The sequence below is a fragment of the Pseudomonas sp. PDM01 genome (assembly GCF_014852325.1).
Taxonomy (GTDB): Bacteria; Pseudomonadota; Gammaproteobacteria; order Pseudomonadales; family Pseudomonadaceae; genus Aquipseudomonas; species Aquipseudomonas migulae.
Window position 1 is genome coordinate 142,563 of sequence record NZ_JACVBK010000002.1, and the last position, 19,750, is coordinate 162,312.

At 60.6% G+C, this 19,750-nt stretch carries 19 protein-coding genes; 9 read left to right on the top strand and 10 right to left on the bottom strand.

Features of this window, described 5'->3' with window-relative positions; genetic code table 11:
- Positions 1-88: 88 nt before the first annotated feature.
- The 5 genes from hflK (IB246_RS05220) to cfaB all read left to right on the top strand — a co-directional run bounded on the left by hflK (IB246_RS05220) (position 89) and on the right by cfaB (position 7,421).
- Positions 89-2,047 (top strand): protease modulator HflK, encoded by a 1,959-nt coding sequence (gene hflK, locus IB246_RS05220; RefSeq protein WP_032832634.1) that lies wholly within the window; start codon positions 89-91, stop codon positions 2,045-2,047.
- Positions 2,044-3,084 carry a protease modulator HflC gene (gene hflC / locus IB246_RS05225; RefSeq protein WP_008041363.1) on the top strand — a complete coding sequence of 347 codons (1,041 nt, stop codon included), beginning with the start codon at positions 2,044-2,046 and terminating at the stop codon, positions 3,082-3,084. The genes hflK (IB246_RS05220) and hflC overlap by 4 nt, the downstream gene beginning before the upstream one ends.
- Complete coding sequence (hflK, locus tag IB246_RS05230; RefSeq protein WP_008041362.1) at positions 3,081-4,139, top strand: protease modulator HflK; 1,059 nt, start codon at positions 3,081-3,083, stop codon at positions 4,137-4,139. The genes hflC and hflK (IB246_RS05230) overlap by 4 nt, the downstream gene beginning before the upstream one ends.
- Complete coding sequence (locus IB246_RS05235) at positions 4,136-6,046, top strand: cation-translocating P-type ATPase (RefSeq protein WP_008041361.1); 1,911 nt, start codon at positions 4,136-4,138, stop codon at positions 6,044-6,046. The genes hflK (IB246_RS05230) and IB246_RS05235 overlap by 4 nt, the downstream gene beginning before the upstream one ends.
- Before the next feature lie 190 nt (positions 6,047-6,236).
- Entirely contained in the window at positions 6,237-7,421 is a 1,185-nt protein-coding gene (cfaB, locus tag IB246_RS05240; RefSeq protein WP_008041360.1) for a C17 cyclopropane fatty acid synthase CfaB, read from the top strand.
- Here cfaB and cls read toward each other — a convergent pair.
- A complete protein-coding gene (gene cls, locus IB246_RS05245) occupies positions 7,418-8,857 on the bottom strand; it encodes a cardiolipin synthase (RefSeq protein WP_008041359.1) in 1,440 nt (479 codons plus the stop codon). The genes cfaB and cls overlap by 4 nt on opposite strands.
- A 132-nt stretch (positions 8,858-8,989) precedes the next feature.
- On the opposite strand from cls, the gene IB246_RS05255 reads away from it, so the two are divergent.
- Positions 8,990-9,511: a DUF3617 domain-containing protein gene (locus IB246_RS05255; protein ID WP_008041357.1), complete on the top strand. Its 522-nt coding sequence runs from the start codon at positions 8,990-8,992 to the stop codon at positions 9,509-9,511.
- Positions 9,512-9,590: 79 nt separating this feature from the next.
- On the opposite strand, the gene IB246_RS05260 is transcribed toward IB246_RS05255, so the two are convergent.
- Genes IB246_RS05260 through folE2 form a run of 7 tightly spaced genes read right to left on the bottom strand, consistent with a single transcriptional unit; the run spans position 9,591 to position 15,730 of the window.
- The gene (locus IB246_RS05260) at positions 9,591-10,496 is read right to left on the bottom strand and encodes a His/Gly/Thr/Pro-type tRNA ligase C-terminal domain-containing protein (RefSeq protein ID WP_008041356.1); all 906 of its coding nucleotides are present in this window, start codon (positions 10,494-10,496) and stop codon (positions 9,591-9,593) included.
- Positions 10,497-10,518: 22 nt separating this feature from the next.
- Positions 10,519-11,856 carry a dihydroorotase gene (locus tag IB246_RS05265; protein ID WP_008041355.1) on the bottom strand — a complete coding sequence of 446 codons (1,338 nt, stop codon included), beginning with the start codon at positions 11,854-11,856 and terminating at the stop codon, positions 10,519-10,521.
- 2 nt (positions 11,857-11,858) lie between these two features.
- Entirely contained in the window at positions 11,859-12,419 is a 561-nt protein-coding gene (locus IB246_RS05270; RefSeq protein WP_008041354.1) for a DapH/DapD/GlmU-related protein, read from the bottom strand.
- The gene (locus tag IB246_RS05275) at positions 12,416-13,291 is read right to left on the bottom strand and encodes a metal ABC transporter substrate-binding protein (RefSeq protein WP_008041352.1); all 876 of its coding nucleotides are present in this window, start codon (positions 13,289-13,291) and stop codon (positions 12,416-12,418) included. The genes IB246_RS05270 and IB246_RS05275 overlap by 4 nt, the downstream gene beginning before the upstream one ends.
- Before the next feature lie 11 nt (positions 13,292-13,302).
- Entirely contained in the window at positions 13,303-14,169 is an 867-nt protein-coding gene (locus IB246_RS05280; RefSeq protein ID WP_008041350.1) for a metal ABC transporter permease, read from the bottom strand.
- Positions 14,169-14,837 carry a metal ABC transporter ATP-binding protein gene (locus IB246_RS05285; protein ID WP_008041347.1) on the bottom strand — a complete coding sequence of 223 codons (669 nt, stop codon included), beginning with the start codon at positions 14,835-14,837 and terminating at the stop codon, positions 14,169-14,171. Before IB246_RS05285 ends, IB246_RS05280 begins: the two co-directional genes overlap by 1 nt.
- Positions 14,834-15,730: a GTP cyclohydrolase FolE2 gene (gene folE2 / locus IB246_RS05290; RefSeq protein ID WP_008041346.1), complete on the bottom strand. Its 897-nt coding sequence runs from the start codon at positions 15,728-15,730 to the stop codon at positions 14,834-14,836. The genes IB246_RS05285 and folE2 overlap by 4 nt, the downstream gene beginning before the upstream one ends.
- 85 nt (positions 15,731-15,815) lie before the next feature.
- On the opposite strand from folE2, the gene IB246_RS05295 reads away from it, so the two are divergent.
- Entirely contained in the window at positions 15,816-17,012 is a 1,197-nt protein-coding gene (locus tag IB246_RS05295) for an N-acetylmuramoyl-L-alanine amidase (protein WP_008041344.1), read from the top strand.
- On the opposite strand, the gene IB246_RS05300 is transcribed toward IB246_RS05295, so the two are convergent.
- Positions 17,009-17,386, bottom strand: coding sequence for a hypothetical protein (locus IB246_RS05300; RefSeq protein ID WP_008041342.1), 378 nt, complete (start codon positions 17,384-17,386; stop codon positions 17,009-17,011). The two genes, IB246_RS05295 and IB246_RS05300, sit on opposite strands and share 4 nt — an antisense overlap.
- A 144-nt stretch (positions 17,387-17,530) precedes the next feature.
- Between IB246_RS05300 and zigA the strand changes: the two genes are divergently transcribed.
- Together zigA and IB246_RS05310 are read left to right on the top strand one after the other, a co-directional pair.
- A complete protein-coding gene (gene zigA / locus IB246_RS05305; RefSeq protein WP_008027470.1) occupies positions 17,531-18,739 on the top strand; it encodes a zinc metallochaperone GTPase ZigA in 1,209 nt (402 codons plus the stop codon).
- Complete coding sequence (locus IB246_RS05310; RefSeq protein WP_008041340.1) at positions 18,739-19,389, top strand: DUF1826 domain-containing protein; 651 nt, start codon at positions 18,739-18,741, stop codon at positions 19,387-19,389. The genes zigA and IB246_RS05310 overlap by 1 nt, the downstream gene beginning before the upstream one ends.
- Positions 19,390-19,393: 4 nt before the next feature.
- On the opposite strand, the gene IB246_RS05315 is transcribed toward IB246_RS05310, so the two are convergent.
- Positions 19,394-19,750, bottom strand: coding sequence for a hypothetical protein (locus tag IB246_RS05315; RefSeq protein WP_008027465.1), 357 nt, complete (start codon positions 19,748-19,750; stop codon positions 19,394-19,396).

Here is a 19,750-nt window from a genome sequence, read left to right on the forward strand (position 1 = left end):
TAGATAAAGAGATTTAGTACGAAAATTTCACGGCTTTCGTTATATCGTAACGAATTGCGACGTGAGCAAAGAAAATCACTGGGGTGGTATGCAAGTCGATCTCGAGATTGAGGGCGCAACGGTAGCCGGGCTACCGCGCTTTCAGCAGGCAGTCTTTCAAGGGCGGCGATTGCGGCAGTTGGCAATCGGCCTCGGCGCGCTCGCAGGAGCAGGCTGGGTGCTGGCGTTTTTCGTCGGGCTGTTTGCACCGCAGTCGCTTTGGCCTGCGGTGCTGGTCAATCAGAGCGCCGGTTTGCTGGTGCTGGTCGCCGGGCTGCAATCGGCGTGGTGGGTGACGCAGTGGCGTGAAAGGGCGATGAACCCTGCGATGCTCCCTGTGGAAGTCGTCGCTGAATCACCGCCGGAGGGCTGGTATGAGCGGCTGCTGGAGCGGATCAGCCAGCGATGGTTGCGGCTGCTGGCGCAGATCGGCGCCTCGACGCTGTGGCTTGGCGCTTGGGCGCTGCTGGTCGTGTTCAGCATCAATCAAGTCTGGAACCTGGCCCTGCCTCCCGCTGCGCTCGGTTTTTCCGCGAGTGTCGCGGCGGCCTTGTCGTTACTGTTGGCCTTCGGTTTGCTGGTGCTGGAGCGGCAACTTGCCCAGGAAAACGTGGCCCAGTGGCCCGAAGCAGGTTCGCTGGCGCAGCTGACGCGCGTGGCAATCATCTGTCTTGTGTTGAGCGCGCTGTGCCTGTTGTTCGGCAGCGAAGCGTCGGTTTGGCCGGTACGTCTGGCTGTACTGATTGGCCTGCTGCCGGGTCTGGTCGCGGTCGAGCTGTTGCTACGCGCGGTGTTGTCACTGTTCAGTCCGCAGCGTGAACAACTCGAACCTGCGTTGCTGGCGCGAAGTTTCGTCGCCGACATGCTGCGCTGGCCGCCCCAACCGTTGCTGGCGCTGCAACACGAATTACATAACCGCTTCGGCATCGATCTGCGGCAGATCTGGGCCTTCACTTACATGCGCCGGGCATTCGTTCCGGTGCTGGCGGTGGTGGCACTGGTCGGTTGGTCGCTCACTGGCATTCACGAAATTTCCCTGCAAGGGCGGGGCATCTATGAGCGTTTCGGCAAACCGGTGGAGGTCTTCGGCCCCGGTTTGCACGCAGGTCTGCCATGGCCGCTGGGTCGAGTGTTGAGTGTCGAGAACGGCGTGGTCCACGAGTTGGCCACCAGTGTTGGCGAAGCGACGGCGCCGATTGTGGCTGAACCGGCTGAAGGTCCGGCGCCGACGACGGCCAATCGCTTGTGGGACGCCAGTCATGTGAACGACAAGTCTCAGGTGATTGCCAGCAGTCGCGCCGACAAACAGAGCTTCCAGATCGTCAACATGGACGTGCGTTTTGTCTATCGCATCGGCCTCACGGATCAAGCGGCGTTGGCCGCGACGTACAACAGCGCCAACGTGCCGGCACTGATCCGCAGCACCGCCAGCCGGATTCTGGTGCACGACTTCGCGTCTCGTACCCTCGACGGACTACTCGGTGAGGACAGGGTAGGGCTTGCCGAAGAGATTGGCCGCGCGGTGCAGGCGGACCTGGAAAAGCTCGACAGCGGCGTGGAGATTCTCGCGACCGTGGTCGAAGCGATTCACCCACCGGCCGGCGCGGCCAACGCTTATCACGGTGTGCAAGCGGCGCAAATTGCTGCGCAGGCCTTGATCTCGCGTGAGCGCGGCGCGGCTGCAGAGGCCACCAATCAGGCGCAATTGCAGGCCAGCATCGCACGGGATCAAGCGACGGCCAGCGCGCGTGAAATCAATGCGGCTGCGCAAGCGGCCGATCTGAAATTCAGCGCCGAGCAAAAGGCCTACGCCAGCGCGGGCCAGGCTTTCGTGCTGGAACAGTATTTCAGCCAGCTCTCCCAAGGCCTGACCAACGCCAGGTTGCTGGTTCTCGATCATCGTCTGGGCGGCAGCGGCAACGCGCCGACCATCGACCTCCGTACTTTCACGCTGCCGGTTGACCCTGCATCGGCGCGTAAAACTGCTCAGCCAGGAGCTGCCAATTGAGCCAGTCGCACACTCACGATCATGATGACCACGCCGGCCACGATCACGGCCATGGCGGGCATCACCACGGGCATCACCATCACCACCACGGCGATCCGCAGGAAGCGGGTCCATTCCCGTGGCGGCGCATGGGGTGGGCGGCGTTGCTGGTGGCGTTTGCCATCGCCGCCGCGAGCCTGGTGCAGGTGCGCTCCGGCGAAGCCACGGTGATCACGCGCTTCGGTAATCCGTCGCGGGTGTTGCTGGAGCCGGGGCTGGGCTGGCGTTGGCCCGCGCCTTTTGAAGCGGCGATTCCGGTCGATCTGCGTTTGCGCACCACGTCCAGTGGTTTGCAGGATGTGGGCACGCGCGACGGTTTGCGTATCATCGTTCAGGCTTACGTGGCGTGGCAGGTGCAGGGCGATCCGGACAATGTGCAGCGCTTCATGCGCGCCGTGCAGAATCAGCCGGACGAAGCGGCGCGGCAGATTCGCACCTTTGTCGGCTCGGCGCTGGAAACCACGGCCAGCAGTTTTGACCTAGCCAATCTGGTGAACACCGATGCCAGCCAGGTGCACATCGCTGATTTTGAAGCGCAGTTGCGTCAGCAAATCGATCAGCAGTTACTCGCCACTTATGGCGTTCGTGTGCTGCAAGTCGGCATCGAACGATTGACCTTGCCGTCGGTGACCCTGACCGCCACCGTCGATCGCATGCGCGCCGAGCGTGAAACAATCGCCACCGAACGCACGGCCATCGGCAAACGTGAAGCGGCGCAAATTCGCTCTGCTGCCGAGCGTGATGCGCGAATCGTCCAGGCCGATGCGACAGTAAAAGCTGCCGACATCGAGGCTCAATCCCGGGTCGAAGCCGCACAGATTTACGGCCGCGCTTACGCGGGTTCGCCGCAGCTGTATAACTTGCTGCGCTCCCTCGACACCTTGGGCACCATCGTCACACCTGGCACCAAACTGATTCTGCGCACCGATGCCGCGCCGTTCCGGGTGTTGGTTGACGGTCCGCCGACGCTCGATAAAAAGTCCGGATCGCAGCCATGAGTTTGGTTCCACGTGGAACAAATGAGTTAAGCAGCCCCTGGATTCAGGCCGGGCGATTGGCTTTTCTCGCCCTGTATGCGGTGACAGTCTTGGCCGCGTTGGCGTGGGCATTCTCCAACGTGCGGCAAATCGACCCGCAAAATCGCGCGGTGGTATTGCACTTTGGCGCGCTGGATCGCATTCAGAATGCCGGTCTGCTGTTGGCGTGGCCGAGGCCGTTCGAGCAAGTGGTTTTGTTGCCAGCGGCGGATCGGGTGATCGAGCGTCGAGTCGATAATCTGCTGCGCAGCGATGCTGCGCTGCAGGCCGACCGAGCAGCCACTTTCGCCACGCCGCTCAGTGATGCGCTGGCAGGTTCCGGTTATCTGCTGACGGGTGACGCGGGTGTGGTGCAACTGGATGTGCGGGTGTTTTACAAAGTCACCGAACCGTATGCGTTTGTTGTTCAAGGTGAACACGTGCTACCGGCACTGGATCGCCTGGTGACCCGCAGTGCCGTGGCACTCACCGCCGCACGAGATCTGGACACCATCCTGGTGGCGCGCCCGGAGTTGATCGGCGCGGATAATCAAGCGGCGGAAAGACGCGAACGCCTGCGCGGGGATTTGGTACAAGGCATCAATCAACGACTCGCGCAATTGTCCGCAACCGGGCAGGGACTGGGGATCGAAGTGGCGCGCGTGGATGTGCAGTCGAGTCTGCCAGGACCTGCGGTCAATGCTTTCAACGCCGTTCTGACGGCAAGTCAGCAAGCCGACAAAGCCGTTGCCAATGCTCGCACTGAAGCCGAGAAACTCACCCAGGCCGCCAACGAGCAAGCCGACCGTGCGCTGCAAGTCGCCCACGCTCAAGCCAGCGAACGGCTGGCCAAAGCCTCCGCCGACACGGCCACGGTATTGAGCTTGGCCAAGGCGCAACAACAAGGCACCGACCCGCAAATGCTGTTGCGCATTTACCGCGAGCGCTTGCCAAAAATCCTCGGTCAGGCCGGCTCGGTGACCACGGTTAATCCGAAAGACGATTCCCGCCTGATCATTCAGGGAGCTGCACAATGACCGCCCAAACTGCCGCCGCACCGAGCATGTTGTCCTCGGCCGAACAACGCAGCGCTGCACGCCAACTGACCCTGGCCATGCTCGCGCTCGGCTTGCTGGCGCTCGGTTTGATCTGGCGCTGGTGGTCGCCGGAGCAGACGGGCGTCAGTCAATTGCTGCTGGGTTTTGCCTCGTTGCTGGTGGCCGTGCCGGTGATGCGTTCGGCCTGGTACAGCCTGCGTTATCCCAGCTTGCACGGGATCACCGATCAGTTGATTGCGTTGGCGATGTTGGGTGCCTGGGCGACTGGCGATCTGCTGACCGCTGCGTTATTGCCGATCATTATGATCTTCGGTCATGTGTTGGAAGAGCGCAGTGTGATCGGTTCTCAGGAGGCGATTCACGCACTCGGCAAACTGACACGCAGCCATGCGCGCAAGGTTCAGGCGGATGGCACCATCGTCGAAGTCGACAACGGCACACTCAAGGCTGGCGACCGCGTGGAGGTCCGCGCCGGTGATCGGGTGCCGGCCGATGGTCGTGTGCTCTCCGGTCAGGCGAGTCTCGATACCGCATCGATCACGGGCGAGTCGGTGCCGGTGGAGGCGGGCGTCGGCATGACGGTGTTCGGCGGGGCGATCAACCTTGATGGCCTGCTGCGCATTGAAGTGACCCGTACCGGCAATGAATCGACACTCGGTAAAGTCATCGCGCTGATGCAAAGCGCCGAGCGTTCCAAGCCGCCAATCACCCGTTTGCTGGAGCGCTACGCTGGTAGCTATATGGTGCTGGTGTTGTTGCTGGCCGCAGTGACCTGGTTCATCACCAACGATGCGCAAGCGATGCTCGCGGTGTTGGTGGCAGCCTGTCCGTGTGCGTTGGTGTTGTCGGCACCGGCCACGGCGATTGCCGGCGTCGCGGTTGCCGCACGACACGGGATTCTGATTCGCAGTTCGGCGTTTCTCGAAGAGCTGGCGGATTTGACGTCGCTGGTGGTCGACAAGACCGGGACGCTGACCTTCGGCACCTTGCGCCTGCAATCGATCGACAGTCCGCTGGAAGATCGCAACCACGTGCTGAAACTGGCTGCCAGCCTGGGTTCCGCCAGCAGTCACCCGGTCAGTCGCGCGCTCGCCGGGTTGGTTAGCCAGGAACATTTTCTGCTGCTCACGGACATTCACGAACGTCAGGGCCTGGGCGTGGTAGCGATGACTGAGCAGGGTGAAGCGGCGCTCGGGCGACCGGAGTTGTTTGCGCAATTGGCAATCGCCACTTCAGCGGTTCCTGAACACGATGGCCCGATCGCCGGGTTGGCGCTCAAGGGTGAATTCCTGGCCTGGTTGTTGCTCGCGGACAGCGTGAAGCCTGAAGCGCGGTTTGCCTTGAGTGAGTTACGTGAACTCGGATTGGGCCGGCAATTGTTGCTCACCGGCGATCGCCAAAGCGTCGCGAATACGTTGGCCCTGGATGTCGGGATCAGCGATGTCGAAGCCCAGGCCTTGCCCGAGGACAAACTCAACCGTGTGCTGAAAGAAATCGGCAGCGGCTTCCGGCCGATGGTGGTCGGGGATGGCATCAATGATTCTCTGGCACTCAAGGCCGGTGTGGTGGGCGTCGCTATGGGGGCGGGCGGTGCGGATATTGCCTTGGCTTCAGCCGACATCGTGCTGATCGGCAGCGACCTGCGTCGGCTCGGCACTTGCGTACGTTTGAGTCGCCAATGCCGGCAAACCTTGCAGGTCAACGTGATCATCGGTCTGGGCTGGACACTGGCAATTGTCGCTTTCGCTGCCTTCGGCTGGCTCGGTGCGGCAGGGGCGATGATTGCTGCGCTGCTGCATAACCTGAGCACGTTGCTGGTATTGGGCAACGCCGGACGGCTGCTGCGTTTCCAAGAGCCGTTGCTCAAGATGAAGGATGACGTCTAAGCGATGTGAACATTTCAGAACTGTGCGCGAAATTCGCAGTCATCTAGTGTGAGGGCAATCACTTCTGTGATTTTGCGGCGCTTTTTTCCAGCGCTGCAAATCATAGAAAACGGCTATTAATTCGATAGCCTGCTATTTTTCAAGGATGGTCTACCCTCACATCAGACGTCTGAAACAAGGGGGATATTCCATGCTCGCGCAACTTCCACCGGCCTTACAGAATCTGCAGTTACCGCTACGCCTGCGACTCTGGGACGGCCATGAATTTAATCTGGGGCCGACGCCCAGCGTCACGATTGTGGTCAAGGACCCACAAATGGTTACCCAGTTGACTCATCCCAGCCTCGATGCGCTCGGAGCGGCATTCGTCGAGGGCAAACTTGAGCTGGAAGGCTCCATCAGCGAGGTGATCCGCGTCGTTGATGAATGGAGTCAGGCCTTGCTGGGCGACATCGACAGTCAGCCTGTTCGCACTGCCCACGACAAGGAAACCGACGCCAAGGCGATTTCCTATCACTACGACCTGTCCAACGCGTTTTATCAGCTGTGGCTCGACAGTGACATGGCGTATTCCTGCGCCTATTTCGAGACCGGCAGCGAAACGCTTGAGCAGGCCCAGCAAGCCAAGTTCCGCCATCTGTGTCGCAAACTACGCCTGCAACCTGGGGAGTATCTGCTGGATGTCGGCTGTGGCTGGGGCGGTTTGGCGCGCTATGCGGCGCGGGAGTTTGGCGCGAAGGTCTTCGGGATCACACTGAGCAAAGCGCAACTGGCCCTGGCCCGTGAGCGGGTGAAGGAGGAAGGCCTCGACGATCTGGTCGAGCTGCAACTGCTGGACTACCGCGATCTGCCTCAAGACGGGCGCTTCGATAAAGTGGTCAGCGTCGGCATGTTCGAGCATGTGGGGCACGAGAACCTGGCCGAGTACTGCAAAACCCTGTTCGGCGCGGTGAAAGAGGGCGGCCTGGTGATGAACCACGGCATCACCGCAAAGCACACCGATGGCCGGCCGGTGGGACGCGGCGCGGGTGATTTTATCGAGAAGTACGTGTTCCCCAACGGCGAGCTGCCGCACCTGTCGATGATCTCTGCCGAGATCAGCGAAGCGGGGCTGGAGATCGTCGATGTCGAGAGTTTGCGCCTGCACTACGCGCGCACCCTGGACCATTGGAGCGAGCGCCTGGAGGACAACCTGGAAGCGGCCGCCCGGCAGGTGCCGGAGCAGGCCTTGCGAATCTGGCGGCTGTACCTGGCGGGATGTGCTTATGCATTCGCCCGGGGCTGGATCAACCTGCATCAGATCCTCGCAGTGAAAGCCCACCCCGATGGCAGCCATGAACTGCCCTGGACCCGCGACGACATCTACAACCCTTAAAGTATCGGTGAAATAAGCCGGGCGATCCGCATGCCGACCTGTTGCAGGCGGTGGGTCTCCCGGCTTTCTTCTTTGGCGACTTCATGCGCCTGATCGAAGTCGTCGTTGAGCATCTGTTCCACCTCGCCGGCAAACACTCGGTCGACAGTCAGCAACATCACTTCAAAATTCAGCCGGAACGAGCGGTTGTCCATATTGGCGCTGCCGATGGCGCTGATTTCGCTGTCGATCAACACCACTTTCTGATGCAGGAAACCGGGCTGGTAGCGAAATACCCGCACACCGGCGCGCACGGCTTCGAAGGCATACAGGCTGGAGGCGGCGTAGACGATGCGGTGATCCGGTCGTGAAGGAAGCAGCAATCGCACATCCACGCCGCGCAGAACCGCCAGCCTCAAGGCGGCAAACACCGCTTCATCGGGGATGAAGTAGGGGCTGGTAATCCACACCCGCTCGGTCGCCGCGTGAATGGCTTCGACAAAGAATAATGAACAGGTTTCGTAGGAATCTGCCGGTCCGCTGGCAAGCAATTGGCAGAGCACCCCGTTGTCCGGATACGCGTCCGGCAGTATCAACGGGGGCAACGAGCGCGCTGCCCAAAACCAGTCTTCGGCGAAGGACTCCTGCATGCACGCCACCACCGGCCCGCGCACCCGCACGTGGGTATCGCGCCAAGGGGCGAGGGGTGGTTTCTCGCCCATGTATTCGTCGCCTATGTTATGCCCGCCAACGAAGCCCAACACGCCGTCCACCACGACGATCTTGCGATGGTTGCGGAAGTTGACCTGAAAGCGATTGAGCCAGCCGCTACGCGTCGCGAAAGCTTTGACCTCGACACCGGCATCGCGCAACGGCTGCACATAACTGTGGGGCAGGGAGTGGCTGCCGATGCGGTCGTACAGTAAATAAACGGCGACGCCTTCGGCGGCTTTTTTCAGCAACAAGGTTTGCAGGCGTTGACCCAGACGGTCGTCGTGGATGATGAAAAACTGGATCAGCACGGCTTCCTTAGCCTGGCTGATGGCCTCGAAGATCGCCTCGAAAGTGGCGTGACCGTTGATCAGCAGGCTGACTTCGTTGTTCGCCAGGCAGGGCATGCGGCCCAGTTTTGGCATCGCCCTCAATGATGCGTAGGCGTTGGAGGCACGGGCGGTCAGTGCTTCTTCGACCCACGGGCGCCAGTTCAAATCGGAGATGGCCTTGCGCATTTCCTCGTTGGCCTGCCGCCGTGCCTTGATGTAGCCATCGAAGGTGCTGCGGCCGAAGACCAGATAGGGAATGAGCGTGAAGTAGGGAATGAACAGCAGCGACAAGGCCCAGGCGATCGAGCCCTGAGCGGTCCGAACGGACAACACGGCATGAATGGCGGCGATCATGCCTAACGAGTGCAGCAGGGCGATCAGGTAACCGAAAATGTGCGGTCCAAAGTAATCCATGGGGGCAGCCTTGCTCCTGAAGATTCAGTGCTTAACAGACCATGTTCCGTGCAGAATGTCGCTATTTAATTGGCCCATGAACCGAAGCCCGTGGCTGACGTCTAACGGCCACTATCGATCAGGAGTTACTCAATGAACGTTCGTCTGCTGGGTTTGGCCGTAGCTTTAGGTTTAGCACTTCCGGTGGCCGCTCAGGCGCAGATGCTGCAGCCGGGTTTGTGGGAATTGACCTCGAGCAACATGAAGGTCGATGACCAGAACATGCCGGATCTGCAACTGATCCTCGGCCAGATACAGAGCCAAATGACGCCTGAACAGCGCGCGCAGCTGGAGAAGCAGGGCATCACCATGGGCGGCAAGGGGATCCGGGCTTGCCTGACGCCGGAGCAAGTGAAGACCGACAACATTCCGCTGACGGATCCGCAATCGGGCTGCAAGCAGGAAATCACCGAGCGCACCGGTAACCAGTGGAAATTCCGCTTCAGCTGCCCGAAAGCGCAGGGTGCGGGTGTGGCCACATTCCTCAGTGATCGTGAGTTCACCACCAAGGTGAATGGCACGTTCAACGCTACCGGCATTCAGCAGAAGGGTAGCCTTGATACTCGCGCGGTGTGGTTGGGGCAGGATTGTGGAACAGTGAAGCCAAGGGCTTAAAAGCTTCGCGGGCAAGCCTCGCTCCTACAGGTTTTACACCGTCCCTGTAGGAGCGTGGCTTGCCCGCGAAGGCGTCATTTCAGGCACCCGCAATCCCCGTTGATCTCAGCCAATCACACACCGCCTCAATGGCCATCCGGCCAAAATCCTCTCCGGTGCGACTGCGCACGCTGACAAACCCGCCTTCTTTTTCTTTCTCCCCGATCACCACCAGATACGGCACTTGCTGACTGTGTTCGCGAATCTTGTGGCGGACCTTCTCGTTGCGCAGGTCCGCACGGGCGCGTACGCCGCTTCGGCGCAAGGCCTCGGTCACCCACTGTGCGTAATCCGTTTGGCGATCATCCATGCTCACGACCATCACGTGCGGCGGTGCCCGCCAGTCGTCCAGTTCCTCCTGGCAAGACCAGCACGTGCCATAGATCCGCTGTGGCGCAAGGCCGCTGATGTGATCGAGCGCGAATGCCTGCAACACTCTGGTTGCCGGAGCATGCGGGCCCATCGACACACATTCGAAGTCCCCGAGCAGGTAGGTCGCAAGTTTTTCCATGTACTTGGAACGCGGTGACGGCTCGCGCCGGCGGATCGAATGATTGGTCGCCGCCAGGGTCTTCATGCGCGCTTCGATGCCCGCAAGGTCGTCCAGGTTTAACGGTCGTTCAAAGGCAAACTCATAATAGAACCCGTCACCCAGCGCCGATCCGGTCTGCAATTGCGCTTTTGGATAGAGCTGTTTCACGGCCATCGCCAGCATCAATGCGCAGGAGCGGCGCAGTATCTCCAGGCCATCGGGTTCTTGAGGCGTCACGATGCTGACCCGGGCATCGGCCTCGATCAAGAACTGACAGTCCACCAATACGCCGTCCACCCGGCCGGCGACGGCTGCTTTGGCAAGCCCAGGACCAATGCTCGCGGCGAACTCGTACACCGACAACGGTTGGTCGTATTCACGCAATGAACCATCGCTCAGAGTGATGTGGATCATGTCGGTGCTCTCGAGTGCTGCACTAGCGTGTAAACCGTAGCGGTAAACCCTGGCAGCTGTCATTAAGACATTTGTCGTGCCACGCCATTTGCCCCGATACCAACGTAGTGCTCACGCTGTGGCGAAAGCGCCGTTGCGCGAAGGGCGTCCAGCCGCATTGAGACAGGATCGGCTGTTGGGAGACGGCAACGCCACCAGGTTCGGGTTTGATCAACACCAGGTCGGCCCAATACCCTTCGCGCAAATAGCCTCGGTCGGGAATCGCAAACAGATCGGCGACACGGTGACTGGTCTTGGCCACAAGGGTGGTGATCGGTAGAACGTCATCCGCCACCAACTCCAGCAGGGCGGGCAGGGCGTGTTGCACCAATGGCAAGCCGGACGGTGCCTGGCAGTAGGGACGTTGCTTTTCGTCCCAGGTGTGAGGCGCGTGATCGCTGCCGATGACGTCCAGTCGATCACTCATCAGGGCCCGGCGCAAGGTGTCTCGGTCGGCCTGGGTCTTGATCGCCGGGTTGCATTTGATCAAGTTGCCGAGCGTTGCGTAGTCGCGATCGTCGAAGAGCAGATGGTGCAGACAGACTTCGGCGGTAATGCGTTTTTGTGCCAGTGGCTTGTCTTCGAACAACGCCAGTTCGCGGGCGCTGGTCAGGTGCAACACATGAAGCCGGGTGCCATGTCGCTTGGCCAGATCCACGGCCATCGAGGACGAACGGAAGCACGCCTCGGCATTGCGGATCAGCGGATGGGCTGAGGCGGGAATGTGCTCACCGAACAGCGCTCGCAGGTTCGCTGCATTGGCGTCGATGCTCGGCGTGTGTTCGCAATGGGCCAACAGAATCGTCGGCACTTCAGCGAATAGCCGCTCCAGGACCTTGGGATCGTCTACCAGCATATTGCCCGTGGACGCGCCCATGAACACTTTTACGCCGGCCACTTCGCAAGGATTGAGCGCGGCGACAGTGTCGAGATTGTCGTTGCTCACGCCGAAGTGAAAGCCGTAGTTGGCCACCGAATTGATCGCTGCGCGGCGCTTCTTGTCGGCCAATGCAGCCAGCGTCAGGGTCGCCGGATTCGTGTTGGGCATGTCCATGAAACTGGTGATACCGCCGGCCACCGCTGCTCGCGATTCGGTGTAGAAACTGCCCTTGTCGGGCGAGCCGGGATCGCGGAAGTGCACCTGATCATCGATCATTCCAGGCAGCAACCACTGGCCGTCAGCATCGATTTCGACGGCAGCATTTTCCCCTTCGATGCTGCTCGCGATCTTGACGATGCGACCATGGCCGACCAACAGATCACCGTCAAACTCACGTCCTTCATTCACCAGCCGGGCATTGCGAATCAGCACGTTGTTCATGGTCAGAACTCGTTTTGCAGGGCTTTGTAGCCACGCACCAGATCGACGTTGGTGCGCGCCACGTCTTCGGAAAACTCCGAGGCGCTGACGCTCACCGGCGGGAATTGCGACAGGTCGGTGTTGGGCCCGATGCGGGTGGTGGAGGGCACATAGAAGTCGGTGGGCAAGTCGCGACCGTCGACCACCGAGTTGTGCCGCACCACGCAGCCATCACCGACGGCGCAGTTGAACAGCACGCTGTTGAACCCGATGAACACCCGGTCGCCCACGGAGCACGGTCCATGAACGATGGAGCGGTGGGCGATCGAGCTGAACTCGCCGATCGTCACCGCCGCACCGGACTTGGAGTGGATCACCACGCCGTCCTGGATGTTCGAGTTGGCGCCAATGGTGATCGGCTCCATCTCGCCCGAGGCGTCGACTTCGTCCGCGCGAATCACCGCGTAGGGGCCGACGAAAACGTTCTCGCCGATCACCACTTTGCCGCAGATGATCGCGGTCTTATCGACGTAGGCGGACTCCGCAATCAGCGGCAAATCACCTGAGGGATTCTTGCGGATCATGGCTTGCTCAACGCCTCGTACAAGGTGTTGAGGTTGTACTCGAACAACCCGGTAAAGGTGCTCGCCGGACCGGTGGCGGCGAGCGCATCGGAATACAGCGTGCCGCCGATGTGTGCACCGCTTTCATCGGCAATCTGCTTGAGCAGGCGGGCGTCCTTGATGTTCTCCATGAACACCGCTTTGACCTTGGCCTGGCGAATCTGGGTGATCAGCGCAGCGACTTCGGCGGCGGAAGGTTCGCGCTCGGTGGACAGACCTTGCGGCGCCATGAAGTCGATGCCGTAGGCCTGACCGAGATAACCGAATGCGTCGTGGGACGTGACGATCTTGCGGTTGCCCGGTGGCAGCGAACCGAGCTTGGCTTTGGCTTCGGCGAGCAGCGCGTAGATCTGTTTCAGGTAGGCCTGGCTGTTGCGTACATAGTCGGCTTTGTTCGCCGGGTCGGCGGCGATCAGCGCCTTGGTGATGTTGCTGATGTACAGCTCGGTGTTCGCCAGGTTGTGCCAGGCGTGAGGGTCGGGGACGGTCTCGCCATCTTCATCCAGCGAGCGTGGGATGACGCCGTGGCTCGCGCTGATGACCGGGGCTTTGGTCTCGGTGCTGGTCACCAGGCGGTCCAGCCACGGCTCGAAACCCAAGCCGTTTTTGATGATGAGTCTGGCCTTGAGCAATGCCTTGGCATCATCCGGGGTCGGCTCATAGGTGTGAGCATCGGCATCGGGGCCAACCATGTTGGTGATCTGGATGTGCTCGCCACCGACCTGATGGGTCATGTCGGCGAGGATGCTGAAGCTGGTGACCACCTGCAGTTTTTCCGCCGCAGACAACGACATCGACAGCATCAAACTGAACAGCACGAGTAAAGCGCGCATCGGGAAACACCTCATTGGGATGTGAGCAAGGGCGGGCGGCGCAGCAAGCCGTGCACCGGTCCGAACACCACGGACAGCAGGTACCCGCCGCCAGCCACCAGCACGATCGCCGGGCCGCTGGGCAGCGAGTAGTAGAACGACAGCAACAAGCCGAGCCACACCGAGAGGCAGCCGAGCAGCCCGGCGATGGCCATCAACACGGGCAAGCGTCGGCTCCAGAAACGCGACGCGGCGGCGGGCAACATCATCAGACCGACGACCATCAACGCACCAATGGCTTGAAATCCGATCACCAGATTCAGCACCACCAATGTCAGGAATACGCCGTGTGCCAGCGGACCAAGACGGCTGACGGTTTGCAGAAACAGTGGGTCGAGGGTGTCCAGCAACAACGGTTTGTAGATGAGGGCCATGGCGATAAGGCTGAGCCCTGAGACCCATAACATGCCGGTCAACGTCGGGCCGTCGACCGCCAACGCCGAGCCAAAAAGCAGGTGCAGCAGGTCCAGGCGTTTGCCGGCGATGCCGAGGATCAGCACGCCGCTGGCGAGTGAGATTGGGTAAATTGCGGCAAGGCTCGCGTCTTCTCTCAGACCTGTGCGGCGGGTGATCCATGCCGCGAGCCCGGCCATGCTCAGGCCCGCACCGAGGCCGCCGAAGGTCAGTGCCGGAAGGCTCAACCCGGCGAACCAGAATCCGAGCGCGGCGCCGGGCAGGATGCCGTGAGCAACCGCGTCACCGATCAGACTCATGCGTCGCAGGATCAGAAATACGCCGAGCGGTGCCGTGCTGCAGGCCAACACCAATCCACCGAGCAGTGCCCGGCGCATGAACACGAACTCGTGGAACGGTTGCCAAAGATGGGCAGCGGCGAGCATCAGGCCACCTGCGTCTGTGGTTGTTGGCGGATAAGCTCGGTGCTTGAGCCGAGGACGCAGCCGCTGCTTTTGATCAGCAGCGTTTGAGGAATGTGTTGGCGCACGGCGGCGAGGTCATGACACACGACCACCAGGGTTCGACCTTCGGCGTGCCAGGCGTGGATGTTTCTCCACAGCAGTGATTGACCGAGTTCGTCGAGGGCGGCGTGAGGTTCATCGAGCAACAGCAAGGGCGCTTCGGCGAGGCTCAATCGGGCGAGCAGGGCGCGCTGCAATTCGCCGCCGGAGAGGGCCATCAATGGGCGCTGCTCCAGACCGGTCAGGCACCAGTTTTCCAGTGCGGCTTTAAGGCGTTGACTTCGGACGTCGGGGGATTGCTTGCTGCCCCAGAAACCCGCGGCGACCAACTCTTGCAGACTGATCGGGAATTGCCGGTCGAGGTGCTGTTGCTGGGGAAGGAACGAGAGTGAGCCTTTGCGTGGAACATCCAGGATCACTTTGCCGGTCAGTGGTTTTTGCAGGCCGGCGATGACTTTCAGCAGGCTGCTTTTGCCTGAGCCGTTGGCGCCGATCACGGCGGTCAGGCTGCCTTGGTTCAGTTCGAAATCTACCGGTGGCGTGAGCGGTTGGCCCGGTGCACCCCAGCGCAACGCCTCGCAGCGAATCATGCGGCCTCCCAATTCCATCGGCTTTCGGCGACGGCGTCGTGGGCGTGCAGGCTCTCGGCGTGGACGACTTTCAAGTGGAAGGCATTGATGCCGGGCGAGCGCCTCAACGCCAGATTCAAACGGCGAGCGGCGTCTTCGCAGAACATCAGGTTTTGACCATTGGCCAGCGCGAAGGCTTGTTCGTCGGCACGCTTTACCGCGGTTTGCACGGCGGTGCCGAGTGCGGCTTCGGCGTCGTTGATCAGCGCAATCAGTGGCAGGTCATCGAGATAATCATCGAGACGCAGCCTCAGCTGTGCATTGCTGCGTTGGCTGTGAGGCGTGGCAACGATGCCTTTTGTGGTACCGAGCCAAGCCAAAACATCGGCGTGTTGCAGTGGTTGGTTGGCAAAGTCGTCGACGAACTGCTGCTGAATCAACTGCCGCGCCAGTGCAGCTGAACAGGGGCAAGTTGAGGAATAGGGGATGTCGATGTTTAGTTCCACGTGGAACATCGCGTTTTTCAAACGCGCATTGATGCTGACTGGATAGGATTTCCAACCGGACAATGGACTGATCAGCGCTGGCCGTTTGAGCAGCAAATCTGCGTGAATGTTCAGGTAAGCGCTGTGGGATAGACCTTCATGGGTATCAAGAAATCGCTGCAAGACACGCCGCAACAGGGCGGGTGTCAGCCGTTCCTGTTCGAGCATTTCCAGCGCCAGGTACAGCCGCGACATATGAATGCCGCGCGCTTCTCCATCGTCGAGGCTCACGCCCGCATCGGCCTTCACGCTCAATCGTTGGCCATCGAACAAAACTGGAAGAGCAATGCCGCACATGCCCACCCATTCAAGTGGCAGGGCTTGGCGTGAGGCCTGCGCGGCGATATCCGGCAGAGTCAGCGCATTCATGAGCAGGTCCATCGTGGAAGTCGGTTCGACATGTTATGTTATTACATTAAAATCGACTACGCCTTTTTCACGAGCGGCTTTCACCATGCACAGACGTCACTTGCTCAACTTGATCCTGGCCAGCGCGGCCTTCGCATTGCCCTTCGGTGTTGGCGCCACGCAAATTCGCAACGCGCGGCTCTGGCGCTCGGATGACAAGCTGCGCCTGGTGTTCGATCTGAGCGGGCCGGTGCAGTACAAAACCTTTTCACTGAGCGCGCCTGAGCGGCTGATCATTGACCTCAGTGGCGCCGACCTCAGTGGCGACTTCAGCCAGCTGGTGCTTGGCAACACGGTGATTCGCTCGATCCGCTCCGGGCACTTTGGTCTGGGCGATACGCGGATCGTCCTCGACCTCAGCGGCCCGGTGCAGCTCAACAGCTTCCTGCTGCCGCCGCAGGACGGACAGGGTCATCGGCTGGTACTCGACCTGAAGACAGCGGCACCCTTGCAAATCGCTGCAGCGCCCATGGCAGCCATCGACAAGGCTCACCCGAAACGGGACATCATCGTGGTGGTCGACCCCGGTCATGGCGGCAAAGACCCGGGCGCGGTCGGTGCCAAAGGTGAACGTGAGAAAGATGTGGTGTTGTCCATTGCTCAGCTGCTGGCCAAGCGGCTGAAACGGGAGAAGGGCTTCGACGTGAAACTGGTGCGCAACGACGACTTCTTCGTCCCGCTGCGCAAGCGCGTGGAGATCGCCCGCAAACACAATGCCGATATGTTCATCTCGGTGCATGCCGATGCGGCGCCGCGTCTCACGGCTTCTGGCGCGTCGGTGTATTGCTTGTCTGAGGGCGGAGCGACGTCGGCCACGGCGCGCTTCATGGCGCAGCGAGAGAACGGCGCGGACCTGTTGGGCGCCACCAGCCTGCTCAATCTCAAGGACAAGGACCCGATGCTGGCCGGGGTGATTCTCGACATGTCGATGAACGCCACCCTCGCCGCGAGTTTGCAGTTGGGCAACACGGTGCTTGGTAGTCTGGCGGGCATCACCACGTTGCATCAGAAGCGCGTGGAGCAGGCAGGATTTGCCGTGCTGAAATCGCCGGACGTGCCGTCGATCCTGGTGGAAACCGGCTTCATTTCCAACGCTCGCGACAGTCAGCGGCTGGTCACGGCGCGGCATCAGCAGGCCGTGGCTGACGGATTGTTCGAAGGATTACAGCGCTACTTCCAGAAGAATCCGCCGGTCAACAGTTACATCGCCTGGCAACAAGAACAGCAAAAAGCGCAGGCCTAGCAGCCGGTGATCCGGCTGCAAGTGAACCTGGCACTGCTGCCACCGGAACTGGAAAACCGGTTGATGGTGGTCCAGCCAACCCGACGGTTGTAGCCCACCCAGGCTTCGCCGTCGGAAGCGATCCCTGTGAAGAATGTCAGTTGCCCGTAGCGACTGTTGGTTTGCGCCCAATAGCGCTTGCCCGCCCGTTCGAAGCCTCGCAAGTAGATCGTGCTGCCGACGGTGTTGACGCTGTAAGCGTTGCCGTCGGCATCCACGCAGGCCAGCAGGTTAGCGCTGCGGGTGCAGCTGGCCAGGCTCGGGATTTGCGCCCAGGCGTCTACGGCGAGCAGCAGCGAAACGCTTATCAGCGTTAATTTCAAGGCAGTGCGCATGGGGTTTCTCTCGGGGCGAACGGGCTTCAGCATCCTGCCCTTTGTCACTGCCGGCAAGAGGGGAGTGGTTTAATTGCATTGTTATACTATAACATTGAATTAAGCCCGACACTGCGACCGGGCATCTCCTGTGAGGACTACCTGATGCCCAATCGTCTCCCCGTGACCGTTTTGTCGGGCTTTCTCGGCGCCGGCAAAAGCACGCTGCTCAACTACGTGCTGCGTAACCGCGACAACCTGCGAGTCGCCGTGATCGTCAACGACATGAGCGAAATCAACATCGATGGCAGCGAAGTTCAGCGTGATGTCACCCTGAATCGCGCCGAAGAAAAACTCGTGGAAATGAGCAACGGCTGCATCTGCTGCACCTTGCGCGAAGACCTGCTCGAAGAAGTCAGCCAACTCGCCAGGGACGGCCGCTTCGATTACTTACTGATCGAATCCACCGGCATTTCCGAACCCCTGCCCGTGGCGGAAACCTTCACCTTCCGCGACGAAGAAGGGCAAAGCCTGGCCGACATCGCACGTCTCGACACCATGGTCACTGTGGTCGATGGCATGAACTTTCTGCTCGATTATCAGGCCGCCGAAAGCCTCGCCTCGCGTGGCGAAACCCTGGGCGAAGAGGACGAGCGCTCGATCACCGACCTATTGATCGAGCAGATCGAATTCGCCGACGTGATCCTGATCAGCAAGATCGATTTGATCAGCAGCCGCGAGCGTCAGGAGCTGATCGCGATCCTCGAACGATTGAACTCGCAAGCCGAAATCATCCCGATGGTCATGGGCGAAATCCCGCTGAAAAAGATCCTCAACACCGGTCGTTTCGACTTTGAAAAAGCGGCGCAGGCGCCAGGCTGGTTGCAGGAGCTTCGCGGCGAGCACGTGCCGGAAACCGAGGAATACGGCATCGCTTCCACGGCGTATCGAGCACGCAGGCCCTTTCATCCACAGCGCTTTTTCAGCTTCATCGACCGTCCGTGGGTGAATGGCAAACTGCTGCGCTCGAAAGGTTTTTTCTGGTTGGCGAGCAAACCCATGGACGCGGGCAGTTGGTCTCAGGCGGGCGGTTTGATGCGCCATGGTTTTGCCGGACGCTGGTGGCGTTTCGTGCCGAAAACCCAATGGCCGCAGGACGAAGAAAGCACCGCCGGGATCATGGAAAACTGGACCGCCGCCACTGGCGATTGCCGGCAAGAACTGGTGTTCATTGGCCAGAACATCGACTTCAACTTACTCACTGCGGAACTCGACGACTGCCTGCTGAGTGATGAAGAAATGGCGTCCGGCGTCGAGGGCTGGCGGTTGCTACCCGATCCGTTCGGCCCCTGGCATGAAGAGGAAGCCGCGTGATGCTGGCGCCGACCTTGAAGTTACGACCGGTCATTTGCCAGGTTCAGGGCGAGACGCCGCAAGCCCTCGCACGGATTCTGGACGACGGTGTGAACCTCGCCATTTGGCAGCGCCGACTCCCGGTGCACATCGTCGATTTCGGCCGTTTGTTGCTGTCCCTGAACGAGCCATTGGCCGAGTCGCTGGTTTTGGAAATGCCCGGTGACGACACCGAGCCCAATCTGCAGGGACTGGCCTCAGGCTTCAGCGATCTCGAGGGCTACGAAGGCTTTATCGCCGACGTTTCCTGGTTGGTCAGCGCATTCGCCTGTCTATTGGGCGCCAAGCGTATTGGCGTGCGTCTACGGGTTCTGGACAAGGCCATGTGCCCGCGTTTTCACGTCGATCATGTGCCCGTGCGCTTGATCACCACGTACGCCGGAATCGGCAGCGAATGGCTGAAGGAAGGGGCAATGGATCGCCGCCAATTGAGCAAGCCCGAAGCCGAACCCACGGATGATTCGCTGATCCAGCACATCGGCAGCGGTTACGTGGCTTTACTCAAGGGCGAGAAATGGCACGGCAACGAAGGCTTTGGCCTGATCCACCGCTCGCCGCAACCCGCGCCGGGCGAGCGCCGCTTGATCCTGACCCTCGACTGGTTGGGTTAGCGAATCAAGGCTTGAGCCAGTTGCCCTGGCTCTGGCCTTCGCAAAACGGCTTCAGATACGCCGCGTCGGTGGCCACGCCGTAATAGTGAATATCCTGTCGGTAAGGCATATTGGCGACTTGGGCGTTGCTGCACACACCGAATGCGCCGCCGGGGCATTGGTCGACGTATTGCACATCGACTTTCTGGCCTGCAAGGTTGGGCTGGCAGAACCCGTCGGCGAAGAGCTTTTCCGGGATGTTGCGGTTCTGCTGGCAGACTTTCACGTCGAGGCGCTCAGCCGTGCTATGTACTACGCAAGCCTGGGCCAGCGCCTCGCCGCAAACCAGCGCCAGAAGCAACGTCCAGCCAATCAACCGCAT